Origin of the sequence: Micromonospora sp. NPDC048839 (genome assembly GCF_040649915.1) — a bacterium.
Classification (GTDB): domain Bacteria; phylum Actinomycetota; class Actinomycetes; order Mycobacteriales; family Micromonosporaceae; genus Micromonospora.
Genome location: NZ_JBEZGL010000036.1, coordinates 1 through 14722 on the forward strand (window position 1 = coordinate 1; position 14722 = coordinate 14722).

9 protein-coding genes are annotated in these 14722 nt (G+C 71.9%); 4 read left to right on the top strand and 5 right to left on the bottom strand.

Translation table 11 applies throughout. From position 1 onward, the window contains the following. Positions 1–1123: 1123 nt before the first annotated feature. The gene (locus tag AB0C25_RS35825) at positions 1124–3007 is read right to left on the bottom strand and encodes a Xaa-Pro dipeptidyl-peptidase (RefSeq protein ID WP_357379417.1); all 1884 of its coding nucleotides are present in this window, start codon (positions 3005–3007) and stop codon (positions 1124–1126) included. A 329-nt stretch (positions 3008–3336) separates the two neighbouring features. Here AB0C25_RS35825 and AB0C25_RS35830 point away from each other — a divergent pair, with 329 nt between their 5' ends. Together AB0C25_RS35830 and AB0C25_RS35835 are read left to right on the top strand one after the other, a co-directional pair. Then, positions 3337–6687, top strand: a complete 3351-nt coding sequence (locus tag AB0C25_RS35830; protein ID WP_357379419.1) for a S8 family serine peptidase — start codon at positions 3337–3339, stop codon at positions 6685–6687. A gap of 137 nt (positions 6688–6824) precedes the next feature. Beyond that, positions 6825–7481 carry a DUF998 domain-containing protein gene (locus AB0C25_RS35835; RefSeq protein WP_357379421.1) on the top strand — a complete coding sequence of 219 codons (657 nt, stop codon included), beginning with the start codon at positions 6825–6827 and terminating at the stop codon, positions 7479–7481. A gap of 4 nt (positions 7482–7485) precedes the next feature. Here AB0C25_RS35835 and AB0C25_RS35840 read toward each other — a convergent pair whose 3' ends face one another. From AB0C25_RS35840 to AB0C25_RS35855, 4 genes are all read right to left on the bottom strand, one after another. Next, positions 7486–7986, bottom strand: a complete 501-nt coding sequence (locus AB0C25_RS35840; protein ID WP_357379422.1) for a DUF2231 domain-containing protein — start codon at positions 7984–7986, stop codon at positions 7486–7488. A 110-nt stretch (positions 7987–8096) separates the two neighbouring features. Then, positions 8097–9374: an SGNH/GDSL hydrolase family protein gene (locus AB0C25_RS35845; protein ID WP_357379424.1), complete on the bottom strand. Its 1278-nt coding sequence runs from the start codon at positions 9372–9374 to the stop codon at positions 8097–8099. Between the two features lie 71 nt (positions 9375–9445). Further along, the gene (locus tag AB0C25_RS35850) at positions 9446–10486 is read right to left on the bottom strand and encodes an SEC-C domain-containing protein (protein WP_357379426.1); all 1041 of its coding nucleotides are present in this window, start codon (positions 10484–10486) and stop codon (positions 9446–9448) included. 73 nt (positions 10487–10559) lie between these two features. Further along, positions 10560–11390 carry an NAD(P)H-binding protein gene (locus AB0C25_RS35855; protein ID WP_357379428.1) on the bottom strand — a complete coding sequence of 277 codons (831 nt, stop codon included), beginning with the start codon at positions 11388–11390 and terminating at the stop codon, positions 10560–10562. A 103-nt stretch (positions 11391–11493) separates the two neighbouring features. Here AB0C25_RS35855 and AB0C25_RS35860 point away from each other — a divergent pair, with 103 nt between their 5' ends. Together AB0C25_RS35860 and AB0C25_RS35865 are read left to right on the top strand one after the other, a co-directional pair. Beyond that, positions 11494–12420, top strand: coding sequence for an AraC family transcriptional regulator (locus AB0C25_RS35860; protein ID WP_357379430.1), 927 nt, complete (start codon positions 11494–11496; stop codon positions 12418–12420). A gap of 79 nt (positions 12421–12499) precedes the next feature. After that, positions 12500–14569 carry a phosphocholine-specific phospholipase C gene (locus AB0C25_RS35865; protein ID WP_357379432.1) on the top strand — a complete coding sequence of 690 codons (2070 nt, stop codon included), beginning with the start codon at positions 12500–12502 and terminating at the stop codon, positions 14567–14569. Positions 14570–14722: the final 153 nt, after the last annotated feature.

Below are 14722 nucleotides of genomic sequence, written 5' to 3' on the forward strand. Positions count from 1 at the left end.
CGGGGGGTTGGCCGGTGGTGGTGCTCGGCCGTGCGGGGGATGTAACCGGGGCGGCCTGCCGGGTGTTCCCGGCGGCGGTTCCCCGGCGGGAGGGCCTGGCGGCTCTACCGGCGGGGCCGGCCCCCGGCGGCTCTACCGGCGGGGGTCGGCCCCATGATTGGGGCAGTCGCGGTGGTCTGCCAGGTATAACGACCAGGCCCGGCCCCATGATCGGGGCAGTCGCGGTGGTCTGCCAGGTATAACGACCCGGCCCGGCCGCCGATTCCGCCCCCGGGGTGGCCCCGGCCACCCGACACCAGCCACCAAACCGGACAACCTGCGCACCTCGCCCGCCCGACGGCCTGGACACGGCGGACGAGGCGGGGTGATCGACTCGGGTTCCTGAAAGTCGCGGTGTCTAGTTGCCGGGAACAGCCCACCATCATGAAAGTCGAGTGGATCATGCCGATCTGCGCCGTTCGCACGCCCCGGACCGGCACGCCCCGGACCGCCCCGGACCGCCCCGGACCGGCACGCCCCAGACCGCCCCGCCCCGGACCGCCCCGGACCGCCCCGGACCGGCCCGCCCCGGCCCGCCCCGGCCCGCCCCGGACCGGCCCGCCCCGGACCGGACCGGCCCGGCCCGGCCCGGGCCGGCCCTGGGACGGTGCGCGTCGTGTGGGTCCGGCCTGGTCGGGCGCGGCGGGCCGTGCGAACCTCGCGTCCCGCTAGATCGTGCAGGATCCAGGAAACAGGCCCTTCCCCATGCCACGAGGCCACTACACCCAGGATCGAGCACTCCATGCGGATTTGGGCAGGGCGCCGGGCCGGTCCGACGCGGGGTCAGTGTGCCGCGCGAACGCGGCACGGCGGACGGATGGCGTGATCGACTCGGGTTTGGTGATATCGCGGCCTCCCCGCGCCCGGGACACCCCGACATCAAGGAAGCCGAGTGGATCACGCCGCTGCGTGGCGGCCCGCGGCGCACCTGCGCGGCGCACCTGCGCGGCGCACCTGCGCGGCGCACCTGCATGGCGGCACCTGCGGGGCAGCCCGCAAGGTGTGACACCGGCGGAGCGGTCGCGACGTGCGGGTGGGGCAGCCCGAACGCTTCGGACTGCCCCACCTGGATGCGAGGACGGGATCAGAACCCGAGGACGCCCCGTCCGCCGACCACCGGCAGCCGCAGTTCGCTGTCGTTCGGTGCGACCCGCAGTTCGGTGCCACCCAACGGCAGCAGGGTGTACTCCTGGTCGCTGGAGAAGACGACCACGCCGATCCGGTGCCCCGCCGGGAAGATGTAGTCCTTCGGCTCCATGGTCCACCGGTAGTCGTACAGCTTGCCCTGCTTGACCGGCTCGGTGCGGGCGGCGTTCTTGCGGTTCTGCGGGTCCATCCAGCCCCGGGTCACGACGGTCGGCGCGGCGGTCGACCCGGCCGGCCCGTAGTCGACCAGGTACGCGGTGAGGTTCGCGTCCGGCTTGTTGTCGATCGCCATCCGCAGCCGCATCTCCGGACGTCCGGAGATGCGGACGGCCTGCGTCAGTGCGGGGGAGCGGTAGGCGAGCCGGTTCGCGCTCGCCGTGTCGGGGTTGGCGACCAGGGTGTCCGGGTGGATGGTGCGGCCCTCGTCGACGAAGCTCTGCTCGACCTTGGCCTTCGGCGGCTTGCCGGTGGTGAGCGCGCCGGGTGCGGTGGCGTCGGTGGCGGCGAAGCGCAGGCCTACCTCCCGTGCGGCCGGGTCGGGCCAGTTGGCGTACGTGGTGTAGGCGCGGTCTTCGCGCTGGAGCACTGCGGTCGGCTCGTCCATGATGCCGTTGCGCACGTTCCACAGCCAGAAGTCGAACCAGCGGTTCTCGGTCTGCTTGTAGGTCCACGTCTGGCCGCTCGGCAGGGTCACCGACGCGCTGCTGCCCGGTCCGCCGTGCCCGCCCTGGTGCAGCCAGATCTTGCGCGGCACGTCGCGCTTGGCGAGCTGGTCCCACCAGCCGGCGAAGTGTTCGGTCTTGACGTTCCAGTCGTTGAGGCCGTGCACGACGAAGACGCTGGCCTTGACGTTGCGGGCGTCGAGATAGTCGCGGTCGCGCCAGAATTCCGAGTAGTCGCCGGTGACCCGGTCCTGCTCCGCGGTGATGGTGGCCAGTTCGTCGGCGCAGGGACCCTCGGCCCGGGCCTGCCCGGCGGTGTACTGGGCGAGGATGTCGAGGTCCTCACCCTGGAACGTCCCGGGGGCGACGACCAGACCGTTGGCCCGGTAGTAGTCGTACCAGCTGCTGATCGCGGAGACCGGCACGATGGTCTTGAGTCCCTTGACCCCGGTGGTGGCCACCTGGTTGGGCAGCGTCCCGTTGTAGGAGACGCCGGTCATGCCGACCGCCCCGGTGGTCCAGCCGGCGGTGATCGGGGCGCCGTTGGCGTCGTACCCCAACGCCTGGCCGTTGAGCCAGTCGATGACCGCCTTGGTGCCGAGCGTCTCGGCCTGGTCGCCGCTGGTGGGGCAGCCGTCGGAGTCGCCGGTGCCGACGCTCTGACCGAGCACCACCGCGTAGCCGCGGGGCACGTAGTAGTCGTCCAGCGAGCCGGGCAGGTTGGCCTTCGCCTGGGCGCGCTGGGTGCCCGCGTCGAGCGCTCGCCGCCCGGACCGGTCGACCAGACCGTTCTGCGGCAGGTCGTCGACGAGCACGCTCGGGTATGGCACGTCACCCCAGGTGCCCTTGCGGTACGGGCTGTGCTCGAAGATGACCGGCACCTTGAAGCCCTGGGTGGCGGTCTCCCGGGGGCGGGAGATGTCGATCGCCACCCGGTCGAGCCGGCCGTCGTGATCGGTGTCGACAGCGGTCTGGACGAACACCCGCTCCTCGATCGCGTCGGCGAGCGAGAACACCGGTTGGGTCATGCCGTCACTGACCACGATGCCGGTCGGCGTGGTGGTCGTGGGCGGGGCCGCGGTCGCGGTGGCGGCTGCGGTCAGGACCAGCGCGCCGGACACGCCGACGCTCAGTAGTGCCAGATGGCGGGGTCGACGCATGCGCGTCTCCGTTCGGTTGGGCTGGTCGCCGGGTCTCGGCAGCGAGCTGTCTCGAAGATCCATTCGTGGCCATGCTAGGTCCGGGCTCGGGTCCCGTCGATGCCTTCAGAGGGGGATGTGCGCTTTATTCACAATGCGCCGTTCTGGACGAGTGGGCGGCAATCGAAACGTCATCGAACCGAGCCGGACGGTGACACGCTGCGGAAATCCGCGCCACACCAGCGGAAAAACCTGTCGTCGAGGACCTCCGAAGATCACGTACTCGTGCATATGATCTTGCGGGAAGTCGCCCGAAGAGGCGCTTTCGTCCACATTAGACGAGGAGCAGCATGCTCAGGACAACACGGTGGCTGTTGGCCGTCGCCGTCACGGCCACGACGCTGACCGCCCTACCGGGCGGCACGGCCACGGCGGGACCCAGCGGTATCGGCCGGACCGGCCCACCCGCCACCTCGACCGACGGCAAGACCCACACCGTCACCCTGCTGACCGGGGACGTGGTGACCGTCCGCAGCACCGGCTCGGGATGCCCGCACGCCACCGTCCGGCCGGCCGACGAGAACGCGGTGATCCGCCAGACCTGTGGCCCCGACGGCCACCTGCACGTCATCCCCGCCCGCGTCGCGTCCCAGATCGGCCCGGTCCTCGACCCCGACCTCTTCGACGTCACCACGCTGATCGCCGACGGGTACGACGACGACAACGCCTCGGAGCTGCCGCTCATCGTGCAGCCCGCGACCGCGACCGCCCGGGTCGCCGCACTCGGTGATGTACTGCCGCTGCCCAGCATCGGCGCGGTGGCCGGCCGCGTACCCAAGAAGAGCCCGGCCACCGCGAAGCTGGCGACCAACTCGCTGCTCGCCGGCGCGAAGAAGGTCTGGCTCGACCGCAAGGTCCGCGCCACCGCGCTGACCGGCGGTGGGCAGCAGCGGGACCTCGACCGCAACCTGAGCCAGATCGCCGCGCCCGAGGCCTGGAAGTCCGGCTACACCGGCGTCGGCGTCCGGGTCGCGGTGCTCGACACCGGCGCCGACTTCACCCACCCGGACCTGGTCGGCCGGGTCTCCGACCGGTCCGACTTCACCGCCGAGGGCGGTGACGCCGTCGACCACAACGGCCACGGTACGCACGTCGCGTCGACGATCGCGGGCACCGGCGCGGCCGCGCACGGGCAGCGTCGCGGCGTGGCGCCGGACGCCAAGCTGGTGATCGGCAAGGTCCTCGACGACCACGGCTCCGGGGCGGACTCCGGGATCATCGCCGGCATGGAGTGGGCCGCCGCCCGAGCCGACGTCATCAACATGAGCCTCGGCGGCAGCGACCCGGACGACGGCAACGACCCGCTGTCGCTCGCCGTCGACGGTCTGAGCAAGCAGACCGGTGCGCTGTTCGTCATCGCCGCCGGCAACAGTGGCGGGGCCATCTCCTCGCCCGGCTCCGCCGCCAGCGCCCTGACCGTCGGCGCCGTGGACCGCAACGACGAGCTCGCCGACTTCTCCAGCCGCGGGCCGCTGGTCACCAGCAACGTGGCCAAGCCGGAGCTGGTCGCGCCCGGCGTCGACATCGTCGCCGCCCGCGCCGCCGGCACCAACCTGCAGGACCCGATCGACAAGCACTACGAGGCGATCAGCGGCACCTCGATGGCCAGCCCACACGTCGCGGGCGCCGCCGCGCTGCTCGCCCAGCGGCACCCGGACTGGACCGGTGCGCAGCTCAAGGCCGCCCTGGTCGGCGCCGCCGACCCGCTGACCGGCATCGACGCGTACGCCGTCGGCGCCGGCCGCCTCAACGCGGTCCGCGCCCTCGGCGGCCCGACCAGCAACCAGCCGGTGGTCAACCTCGGCACGTTCGCGTACCCGCAGTCCGGGACCAGCGAGGCGACGCTGAGCTGGACCGGCGCGGCCACCCCGGCGACGACGGTCCTCGACCTCGACGTGGCGATCGTCAACCACGACGGCCAGCCGGTGCCGCGCGGCGCGGCGTCGCTGTCGACGAACCGGGTGACGGTCAGGCGCGGCAGCACCGCCGGGGCGACCCTGCGGGTCAACCGCGCTGCGCTGGCCAGCCGGCCGGGCTTCTACCTCGCCACCGTCACCGCCCGCACCGGCCGCAAGGTGGTCGTGACCACGCCGGTGAGCTTCTACGTCGAGCCGCCCAGCTATGACCTGACGATCCACACGAAGCCGTTGTCCGGTCTGAAGGACGGCGCGGAGAGCTGGATCAACCTCGCGATCACCAACCTCACCGACCCGGTGATCTACTACGGCGGGGCGGGCGGTGCGCCCGGCGACGACTTCACGCTGCGGGTACCGGCCGGCCGGTACTCGGTGCTCGGCTCCTCGGTCGCCTACTACGTGGACAGCGACGTGCTGGAGACGACGCTCGTCGGCGAGACCGACCTGAACGTCACCGGCAACCGGAGCGTGACGCTCGACCCGGCGCGCGCCAAGCCGGTGACGGCCACCGTCGACGGCGTCGCCACCACGGCCACCAAGATCGACTTCACGAACGTCCAGACCGCGTCGAACGGTCTGTCCTGGTGGAACCAGATCAGCGGGTACGGGACCGCGACGGCCGTGCGAAGTTCCGCACTGCCGAAGCCCGGTGTCGGATCACTGCGCAGCTGGGCCGCTGTCAACCTCGGCGCACCGGCCGGCACGGCGAAGCCGTACCGCTACAACCTCGTACACGAGTACCCGAACGGCGTGCCGGCCGATCCGGCGTACCGGGTGAACGCGGCGGAGCAGGCGAAACTCGCCCGGATCGAGGAACGGTTCCACCAGACCGACTCGGAGGGGATGGTCACCCAGCTCATCCGCAGCGGCTTCACCCCGGACGGGGTGCCGGTGACGGAGACCCACGAGGGCAACCTGCCGCCGTACCGCACCGACTACCTGTCCCCCGGCTACCACTGGGCCGACGAGGGCGTCTACGGCGGCCTGTCGGCCCAGGAGGCACCCCGCAGCTACCAGCCGGGCAGCCGGCAGGCCAAGGTCTGGGCGCGGCAGCCGCTGCACTCCGGCTGGTACGACGACCCGGCCGGCGCCGGCCACAGCTGCGCCACCGCGCCGTCGCGGACCCGGGGCAACCTGCACATCGACCTGGTGACCCTCACCGACCAGCACCAGCGGGCCGACTGCCTGCAGGGCGACTCGATCGGCGTGAACCGCACCCTGTCGTTGTACCGCGACGGCAAGCTGGTCGACGAGCGGAACCGGCCGCTGGCCGACTTCACCGTGCCGCAGCGGATGGCGGACTACCGGCTGGACCTCGACGTCGACACGAGCCTCATCCTGCCGATCTCGACGAAGGTCAACACCTCCTGGACGTTCCGGTCCGCCGGGCCGGACGGGACGGGGAGCGTGCCGTTGCCACTGCTCGCGCTGGACTACGCGTTGCCCATGGACACCACCAACCACGTCACCGGCGCGACTGCCGAGTTGGCCGTCCGGCAGGCGCACGGCGTCAAGGCGCAGAAGGTGACGTCGTTCCAGGTCTGGACCTCGACGGACGACGGCGTCACCTGGACGTCGGCCCGGGTCACCGCGAGCGGCGACAGTTACCGGGTCGCCCTGCCGAAGGTCAACGCCGGGCAGGCCGTCTCGCTGCGCGTGAAGGCCGCCGCGAACGGAGGTAGCGGCATCGACCAGACCATCATCCGGGCGTACCACGCCGGCTGACGGTCACCGCTGCTGGTGCGGCCCGCTCGGCCGGGCCGCACCAGCACCCCGCCAGACTCGCCGCCGGGCGGTGTCGATCCGGAGTCACCTCGTTCGTCGTGACGGTGAAACGTGACGCCGATCCGAGAGGCACGCCCATGACGTCCCGGACGACCGTCCCCGAGACCCGTCTTCGTCCAACCCGGCTCCTGCTGGGCTGCGGCACGATCGCCGGCGTTCTCTTCCCCGCCCTGTCGTTCGGGCAGGCGTTCACCCGATCCGGGTTCGATCTGCGCCGGCACGCGCTGAGCGCACTCACCCTCGGTGACCTCGGCTGGTTGCAGGTCATCGCGTTCGCGGGCACCGGCGTGCTGGCCGTCGGCTTCGCGGTGGGCCTGTGGCGGGCACTGCGCCCGGGGCGGGCCGGGACGGTGGTGCCGGTGCTGGTCGGCGTCTACGGGGTGGCGATGGTCGGCGGCGGATTCTTCGTCCCCGATCCCGCGCTCGGCTGGCCGCCCGGCGCCCCGAGCGGGCTGCCCGAGCAGGCCAGCACGGGCAGCATCCTGCACACGGTGTGCGGCGCGGCCGCGTTCCTGTCGCTCATCGCGGCCGGGCTGCTGATCGCCCGACGCTTCGCCGGCCAGGGCCACCGGGGATGGGCGCTCCACAGCGCGGCCAGCGGTGCCGTCGCGTTCGTGCTCACCGCCCTGCCCTGGAGCGAGGAGAGTGCGAGCATCCGCTTCGCCGTCGGAGCGGTGCTCATCTCCGGCTGGCTCGTCGCGGTGTCCTGGCGGGCACGCGACGAGGTGGTTTGAGGGGTCACTGCCCCTCCCAGACCGCCTTCGCGCCGGAGTCGCCGGTGCGGACCACGTAGTACACGACGATGCCGGCGGCCACCACCGACAGCACCTGCAACGCCACCGTCAGCGCGCGGCCGGGCCGCCCGTCGTCGGTGGCGCTCGCGTCGGCCGAGCGTGGCGGCACGAACCGGACCAGTGCCAGCGCCACGATCGCCAACAGGAGGGTCGCCCAGAACGTGATGTCGCCGAACTCCTGGTGCGCCTCGATCTTCGGGAGGAACTCGGGAGTGATCCGGTTGGCCTTCTGCATGCGCTCGAAGAACGCATCGCCGGAGAGCTTCGCCAGCAGGGCGGCGACCGGCGCACCCACGGCGAGCAGCCCCAGCACCCACCGGGTGTGCGGCCGGATGGGCGCGACGAGCGCGTAGCCGACCGTCAGGAGGGCCAGCAGCGGGACGAACACGACCGCGGCGTGCAGCACCAGAGGGTGGGCGGGGATGCCCATGAACTCCTCGAACATCGGCGTCTCCTCCGGAGGCGTCAGGTGGACGTCGATCGTCCAGAGATGGACCGTAGCGGTTCAGCGGCCGCGGCGCAGTATCGGCTCAGCGGTCGGACCGCGGTGTCGGCTCAGCGGTCGCACCGCAGCACGGCCAGGTCGACAGCATCGGCCATCGCCTGCATGCCCCTGTCGTTCGGATGGAGGTGATCACCGCCGTCGAAGATCGGGAGGAGTGCCCGCGGGTCGTCCGGACTGCGGGTGACCTCGTCGAAGTCGACCACGGCGTCGAACACGCCGCTGTGCCGGATCCAGTCGTTGACGCCCTGGCGTACGGCCTCACCGGCGTCGTCGTACTCGGGCCAGCCCTTGTAGGGCATGACCGTGGCGCCGACGACGCACCTGCCCGCCGCGTGCGCCCGGTCGACCAACTGCCGGTAGCCCGCGGTCAGGTCGTCCACCGTGACGCCGGTGTGGGCCTTGATGTCGTTGATGCCCTCGTGGACGAACACCGTGTCGACGCCAGGGTGGGAGAGCACGTCGCGATCGAACCGGCGCAGCGCGGCCGGCCCGGCGCCGCCGGCGAGCACCTTGTTGCCGGAGATGCCCTCGTTCGCCACCCCCCGCACCGGGCTGTCCGGCGTGGCCTGGAGCCGCCGGGACAGGTAGTCGGGCCACCGACGGTTGGTGTCCGTGCTGGAGGCGAACCCGTCGGTGATGGAGTCGCCGAGGACGACCACCGAGCCGACCGCCGTGGACGTCCGCACGCTGACGGCGTCCAACCAGTACCAGGAGTTGAGCGTCTCGGCCCAGTTGGTCGCGGCCTCCTCGGCGGCGTGATCACCCGCGCCGGCGTACGACGTCTGAAGGGCCAGGATGTGCCCGCTGCGCATGCCCAGCGCGCCGGTGACGTGGAGACTGACGACGAGATTGCTCTCCGGGGCCAGCTCGCCGGGCAACGGGTCGCTCAGGATCACCTCGCCCGCCGCGACGGTGACCGAGGTCTGACCGCCGAACGTCAGCGGCCGGTTGCTGCCCTGGATCAGCTCCGCGCCCTGCCGCTGCAACCCCGCGTAGGCGCTGGCGAAGGTGACCGGGTGCTCGCCGAACGCGTTGGTCAGTCGGATCCGCAGGGCGTCCCCACCGACGCTGGTCCGGACGACGAGCCGGTAGCTGCGCTCGGGGGGCCCGGCGCCCAGCCGCTCGCCGCTGGCCGCCCAGGTGACCGCGAAGTGCCGCTGGTCGGGGCTCGCCACCGGTGCCGGACCCTGCCGCACCGGTGCCCGAGCCAGCACCGGAGCCGGATCCTGCCGCGCCCAGGCGAGGTGCACCGCCACGGGTACGCAGAGCGCCACCAACAGCGCCGCAACGGTGGACGCCGTCACGCGACGGGCCGATCCGGCCCGCATCAGCGGGCTCCCGGGGAAGCGTGACTCACAGATGGGATTATGTCGCAGCCGGACGACACCGATGCCCCCGGCTACCGGGAGCGCGGCAGGCAGTCCTTCTTGTACTTCAGGCCCGAGCCGCACCAGCAGGCGTCGTTGCGCTCCGGTGGCCAGGGGATCCGCGCGCTGGGTCGCGCCTGCACCTCGGCCGCGTAGCCGGCCCGGACCGCCGCGTCGCTCGGGTCGCCGTCCCGTCGACCGGCGAACGCATTCAGTCCGTCCACGGTGGCGCGGAACACGCCCAGCCCGGCCTGACCGGCGTCCCGCAGCCGGACCAGTTCCTTCTCCAACCGGCCCCGATGCGCGTCCCAGTCCGGCCCGTACACGTCGCTCAGCGTCGTGTGCTCGGCGAGCAGCCGATCGAGCTCGGCCCGAGGCCAGAAGAGCAGGTCCGACTCCGCGTCCCGACGCTCTCCGGCCCGGCGCACCAGCTGGGACTCCAACCGGTCCGCCAGGTCGTCCTGCCGATCGTGTGGCAGGTTCAGATTCCGGCGTACCCGGTGCCGCTGTTGCAGCAGGAAGAAGACGACACCGGGCGCGTCCGGCGGACCCAGATCGACCACCGGGTCGATCGTCGTGCTGGCCGGTCCGGACGCGGCGCTCGCACGTTCGTTGAGCAGGGTGTCGACCGCCTCGCTCAGCCAGGTCTCGGCGGTCGCCGAACGACCACCCGCGTCCAGCGCGGCGCTCACGTAGGCGGGAGCGTCGGGCTGCGTGAGCAGCGACGGGCGCAGCGCGGTCAACTCCGCCATCGCCTCGTCGTCGCGACCGCCGGCCCGGAACAGCGCCCGGGCCCGCAGCGCCCGGGCGGACCCGGTGCGCGGGTCGTCCCCGGACGGGTACGCCGCCAGGGCCTGCTCCGCGTAGCGCAGGGCGGCCTCGGGTCTCGCCCGGATCTCGGCGATCTCGGCGGCCAGGGTCAGGGCGTCCCCGGCGTCGTCCGGATCCTCCAGCCGGCCCTGCTCCGCCGCCTCGGCGACGTCGGCGGCGACACCCAGCGGGTCGGCCGTCCCGAGCGCCGAGCGGCGCAGTTCGGCCAGGTCAGCCTTGGTGAGTACGTCTCTCGTCGGCACGATCTCACGGTACGTCGCGGTGCTCGGAGTATGCGGGCAGATCACCCGTTACCCCGCTCGCACCTTCCCGGACCTACGACCAGGCTCCGGCCGCCGTGGCCCGAGCGGCGTAGCTGTCGAAGTCGAGCGGGTCACGTCCGAGAACCCGACGCACCCCGTCGGTCGGCTCGGCGAGATGTCCCGCCCGCATCCCGGCGAACAGGGCGTTCAGCGCCGTTGCGGTCTCCTCCGGATAACCCTCGGCGAGCAGTTCGGCCTGGTACTGCTCCGCCGTGAGCTCCACGTAGCGCATCGAACGCCCGGACGCCGTGGCGATCGTCGCCACCGCCTCGGCGAAGGTGAGCGCGCGCGGACCGGACAGGTCGTACACCTGTTCGTGGTGACCGGGTGACGTCAGCAGCGTCGCGGCCACGTCGGCGATGTCCTGGGCATCGACGAACGGTTCCGGGGTGTCGCCGATCGGCAGGGCCAGCCGCCCGTCGAGCAGCGGTTGGCGAAACAGGTCCTCGCTGAAGTTCTGACTGAAGTTGTTCGGCCGGATGATCGTCCACTGGACGCCGGACGTCCGCACCGCCTCCTCCGCGGCGACCATGCCCGGGGAGAAGTCACCCACCTGGTCGATCCCGCGCCCGGACAGGGCCACGAAACGACCGACACCCGAGTCGACCGCCTGCGCCACGAAGCCGGCGGCCAGCGCGGGGTCCTCCGGAGCCAGCAGGTAGACCGCCGCGACCCCCTCCAGGGCCGGCCCCCAGGTGGCCTGCCGCGACCAGTCGAACCGCACCTCACCGGAGCGGGAGGCGGCCCGGACCTGCTGACCCGCCGCCCGCAGCGTCCGCACCAGCCGGCGACCGGTCTTGCCGGTCCCGGCCAGCACGAGGATCGAACCCGCGTCTGTCGTCATGACCACAAGTCAACTCGGCCGCCGCGCACCGGTACATGTGCTGTCGTACGTCGCGCATGTCCGATCGTCCGAGCCACGTCGTCGGCGACCTATCGTCGATGTCATGGACCCGTTCGACAGTCTGCTGCGGGGCGTGCACGCCGAAGGTGCGGCCTTCGGCCGGTCGGTGCTGACTCCGCCGGGAGCGCTGCGGTTCACCGACGGCGCCCCACTGACACTCTGCGTTCCGATGCGCGGTGAGGGGTGGATCTCCCATCCCGACAGCGACAAGCCCCGCCTCGTCCGGGTCGGGGAGGCCGCCACCGTACGCGGCCCGGCGCCGTTCGTCTTCTCCGCCGAGCCGCGGTCGAGCTTCGAGCCCGGGGAGTTGAGGGACGTTCGGCGTGGCCACACCGGCACGTCCGCGCCGGCGGGCACGGATCCCACCGACCGCCTGGTGCTGCTGGTCGGGGTGTACCACGTTCGGGGTCTGGTGCCCCAGCGACTGCTGAGCGCGCTACCGCCAGTGCTGGTCGTCCCGGACGACCAGGACTGTGCCGCGCTACGCGACTACCTGGACGCGCAGCTCGACGCCTGTCGGCCCGGCCGGCAGGTCGTGCTGGACCGTCTCCTGGACTGGTTGTTGGTGTGCACGGTGCGGGACTGGTTCGACCAACCGGAGGCCGAGGCTCCCGGCTGGTACCGGGCGTTGGGCGACGACACGGTAGGTCCGGTACTGCGCGCCATGCACGACGCGCCGGGCCGGCCGTGGAGCCTGGCCAGCCTCGCCGCGCAGGCGGGAGTCTCCCGGTCCACACTGGCCACGCGGTTCACCGCCTTGGTCGGCGAACCGCCGCTGACCTACCTGACCGACTGGCGCATGACCCTGGCGGCCGACATGCTCGCCGAATCCACGGCGACGGTCGCCGCCGTGGCGCGACACCTCGGGTACGCGGACGCCTTCGGCTTCAGCGCCGCCTTCAAACGGGTGCACGGGATGAGCCCGAGCGCGGCGCGGAGCCGGTCGTCGAATGGTCGTAAAACGAACTAACTACTGTCATCTGCCGTCAACCCGTCGACGATAGCGTCCGGTCGCCAGTTTCTCGACAGGTCGCACAAAAGGCGGAGTTATGGGCACGGTAGATCGACGTACCTTCCTCAAGGCGATGGGCGCTCCCGCAATCGGCGCGGCGCTCCCGCTGGACCTCAGCAAGGCGCTCGCCATCCCGGCGAACAACCGGACCGGCTCGATCAAGGACGTCGAGCACGTCATCATCCTGATGCAGGAGAACCGCTCCTTCGACCACTACTTCGGCACCATGCGAGGCGTACGCGGCTTCGGCGACCCCCATCCGGCCACACTGCCGTCCGGCAAGGACGTCTGGCACCAACCCAACGGCGACAACGAGTTGCTGCCGTTCCGCCCCGAGGTGGAGGATCTCGGTCAGACCTTCCTGCCGGACCCGCCGCACGGCTGGAACGACGGCCACGCCGCCTGGAACGACGGCCGGTTCGACGGGTGGGTGCCGAACAAGGGCGTCACGGCGATGACCTACCACACCCGCCAGGACCTGCCCTACCACTACGCGCTCGCCGACGCGTTCACCGTCTGCGACAGCTACCACTGCTCGCTGATGGGGCCGACCGACCCGAACCGCTATCACATGTGGAGCGGCTGGGTCGGCAACGACGGCAAGGGCGGCGGCCCGGTCATCACCAACGCGGAGGCCGGCTACGACTGGTCGACGTACCCGGAGCGGCTGGAGCGCAACGGCATCTCCTGGAAGATCTACCAGGACGTCGGCACCGGCCTCAACGCCGCCGGGTCGTGGGGGTGGACGAACGACCCGTACATCGGCAACTACGGCGACAACTCGCTGCTCTACTTCCACCAGTACCAGAACGCGCAGCCCGGAACGCCGTTGGCCGAGAGGGCGAAGACCGGCACGGAGGTCAGGACCCAGGGCCGCGACCCGGAGGCGCTGCTTGCCGACTTCCGCGCCGACGTCGAGGCGGGACGCCTGCCGGAGGTCTCCTGGATCACCGCGCCCGAGGCGTACACCGAGCACCCGAACTGGGGGCCGGCCTTCGGCGCGTGGTACATCTCGCAGGTCATCGACATCCTCGCGTCGAACCCCGAGGTGTGGAGCAAGATGGCGCTCTTCGTCACGTACGACGAGGAGGGCGGCTTCTTCGACCACGTGGTCCCGCCGACGCCCCCGCAGACCCGCGAACACGGGCAGTCGACCGTCCCCACCACCAACGAGATCTTCCCGGGCGACGCCGACCACCCGGCCGGGCCGTACGGCCTCGGTGTCCGGGTGCCGATGGTCATCGTCTCGCCGTGGACGCGCGGCGGCTACGTCAACTCGCAGGTCTTCGACCACACCTCGCTGATCAAGTTCCTGGAGGCGCGGTTCGGGCACGGCCGCCCGGACCTGATCGAGCAGAACATCACCCCGTGGCGGCGCGCCGTCGTCGGTGACCTGACCACGGCGTTCGACTTCCGGCACCCGAACCGCTCGCGCGAGCTCAGGTTGCCCGACACCGACGACTTCAAGCCCGAGGACCTGGTCCGGCACCCCGACGAGGTGCCGGTCCCGCCGGCCGACCAGCGGCTACCGAAGCAGGAGCACGGAGTACGTCCCGCGCGCGCGATCCCGTACACCCTGCACGCCGACGCCCGGGTCGACGACGGCGCGGTCCGGATCGACTTCCGCAACTCCGGCAGGGTCGCCGCGGTCTTCCAGGTCCGCCAGGCCGGCAGCCCGGACGCCCCGCGCAGCTACACCGTCGAGCCGGGCAAGCACCTGACCGACACCTGGCCGACCACCTCCGGGTACGACCTGTCGGTGCACGGCCCGAACGGGTTCTTCCGCCGGTTCACCGACGGCCGGTCCCACCTCGACGTCACCCCCGCCTACGACGAGCACGACTACAAGCTCGCCCTCACCCTCAAGAACCGCGGGTCGAAGCGGGTCGAGGTGACCGTCCGGGACGGGTACAACTCCCGCCCGGTGAAGCTGTCGCTGCGCCCCGGCGAGACCGAGCGCGCGACGTGGGCGCTCGCCCGCACCCACGGCTGGTACGACCTGACGGTCTCCGTCGCGGGTGACGCCGACTTCGCGTACCGCTGCGCGGGTCACGTCGAAAACGGCAAGGACAGCATCAGCGACCCGGCGCTCGGCGGGCTCGTCTAGGTGATGGTCGCGTCACCCGGGCCGCTGCCGGCCCGGGTGACGCACCTCGGCCCCCGCCTGTCGGCCCGTCGCCTCGCTGTCGTCCCACCGCGTGGCTGTCGTCCCATCGCGTGGCGGTCGGCCTGCCGCGTCGCTGCGCGGCCCGGACGATCG

Excerpts from the sequence above, each read along its gene's own strand:
- AB0C25_RS35835 (WP_357379421.1), top strand. The coding sequence starts at position 6,825 with ATGACGTCCCGGACGACCGTCCCCGAGACCCGTCTTCGTCCAACCCGG.
- AB0C25_RS35830 (WP_357379419.1), top strand. The coding sequence starts at position 3,337 with ATGCTCAGGACAACACGGTGGCTGTTGGCCGTCGCCGTCACGGCCACG.
- AB0C25_RS35845 (WP_357379424.1), bottom strand. The coding sequence starts at position 9,374 with ATGCGGGCCGGATCGGCCCGTCGCGTGACGGCGTCCACCGTTGCGGCG.
- AB0C25_RS35865 (WP_357379432.1), top strand. The coding sequence starts at position 12,500 with ATGGGCACGGTAGATCGACGTACCTTCCTCAAGGCGATGGGCGCTCCC.
- AB0C25_RS35840 (WP_357379422.1), bottom strand. The coding sequence starts at position 7,986 with ATGTTCGAGGAGTTCATGGGCATCCCCGCCCACCCTCTGGTGCTGCAC.
- AB0C25_RS35860 (WP_357379430.1), top strand. The coding sequence starts at position 11,494 with ATGGACCCGTTCGACAGTCTGCTGCGGGGCGTGCACGCCGAAGGTGCG.
- AB0C25_RS35825 (WP_357379417.1), bottom strand. The coding sequence starts at position 3,007 with ATGCGTCGACCCCGCCATCTGGCACTACTGAGCGTCGGCGTGTCCGGC.
- AB0C25_RS35855 (WP_357379428.1), bottom strand. The coding sequence starts at position 11,390 with ATGACGACAGACGCGGGTTCGATCCTCGTGCTGGCCGGGACCGGCAAG.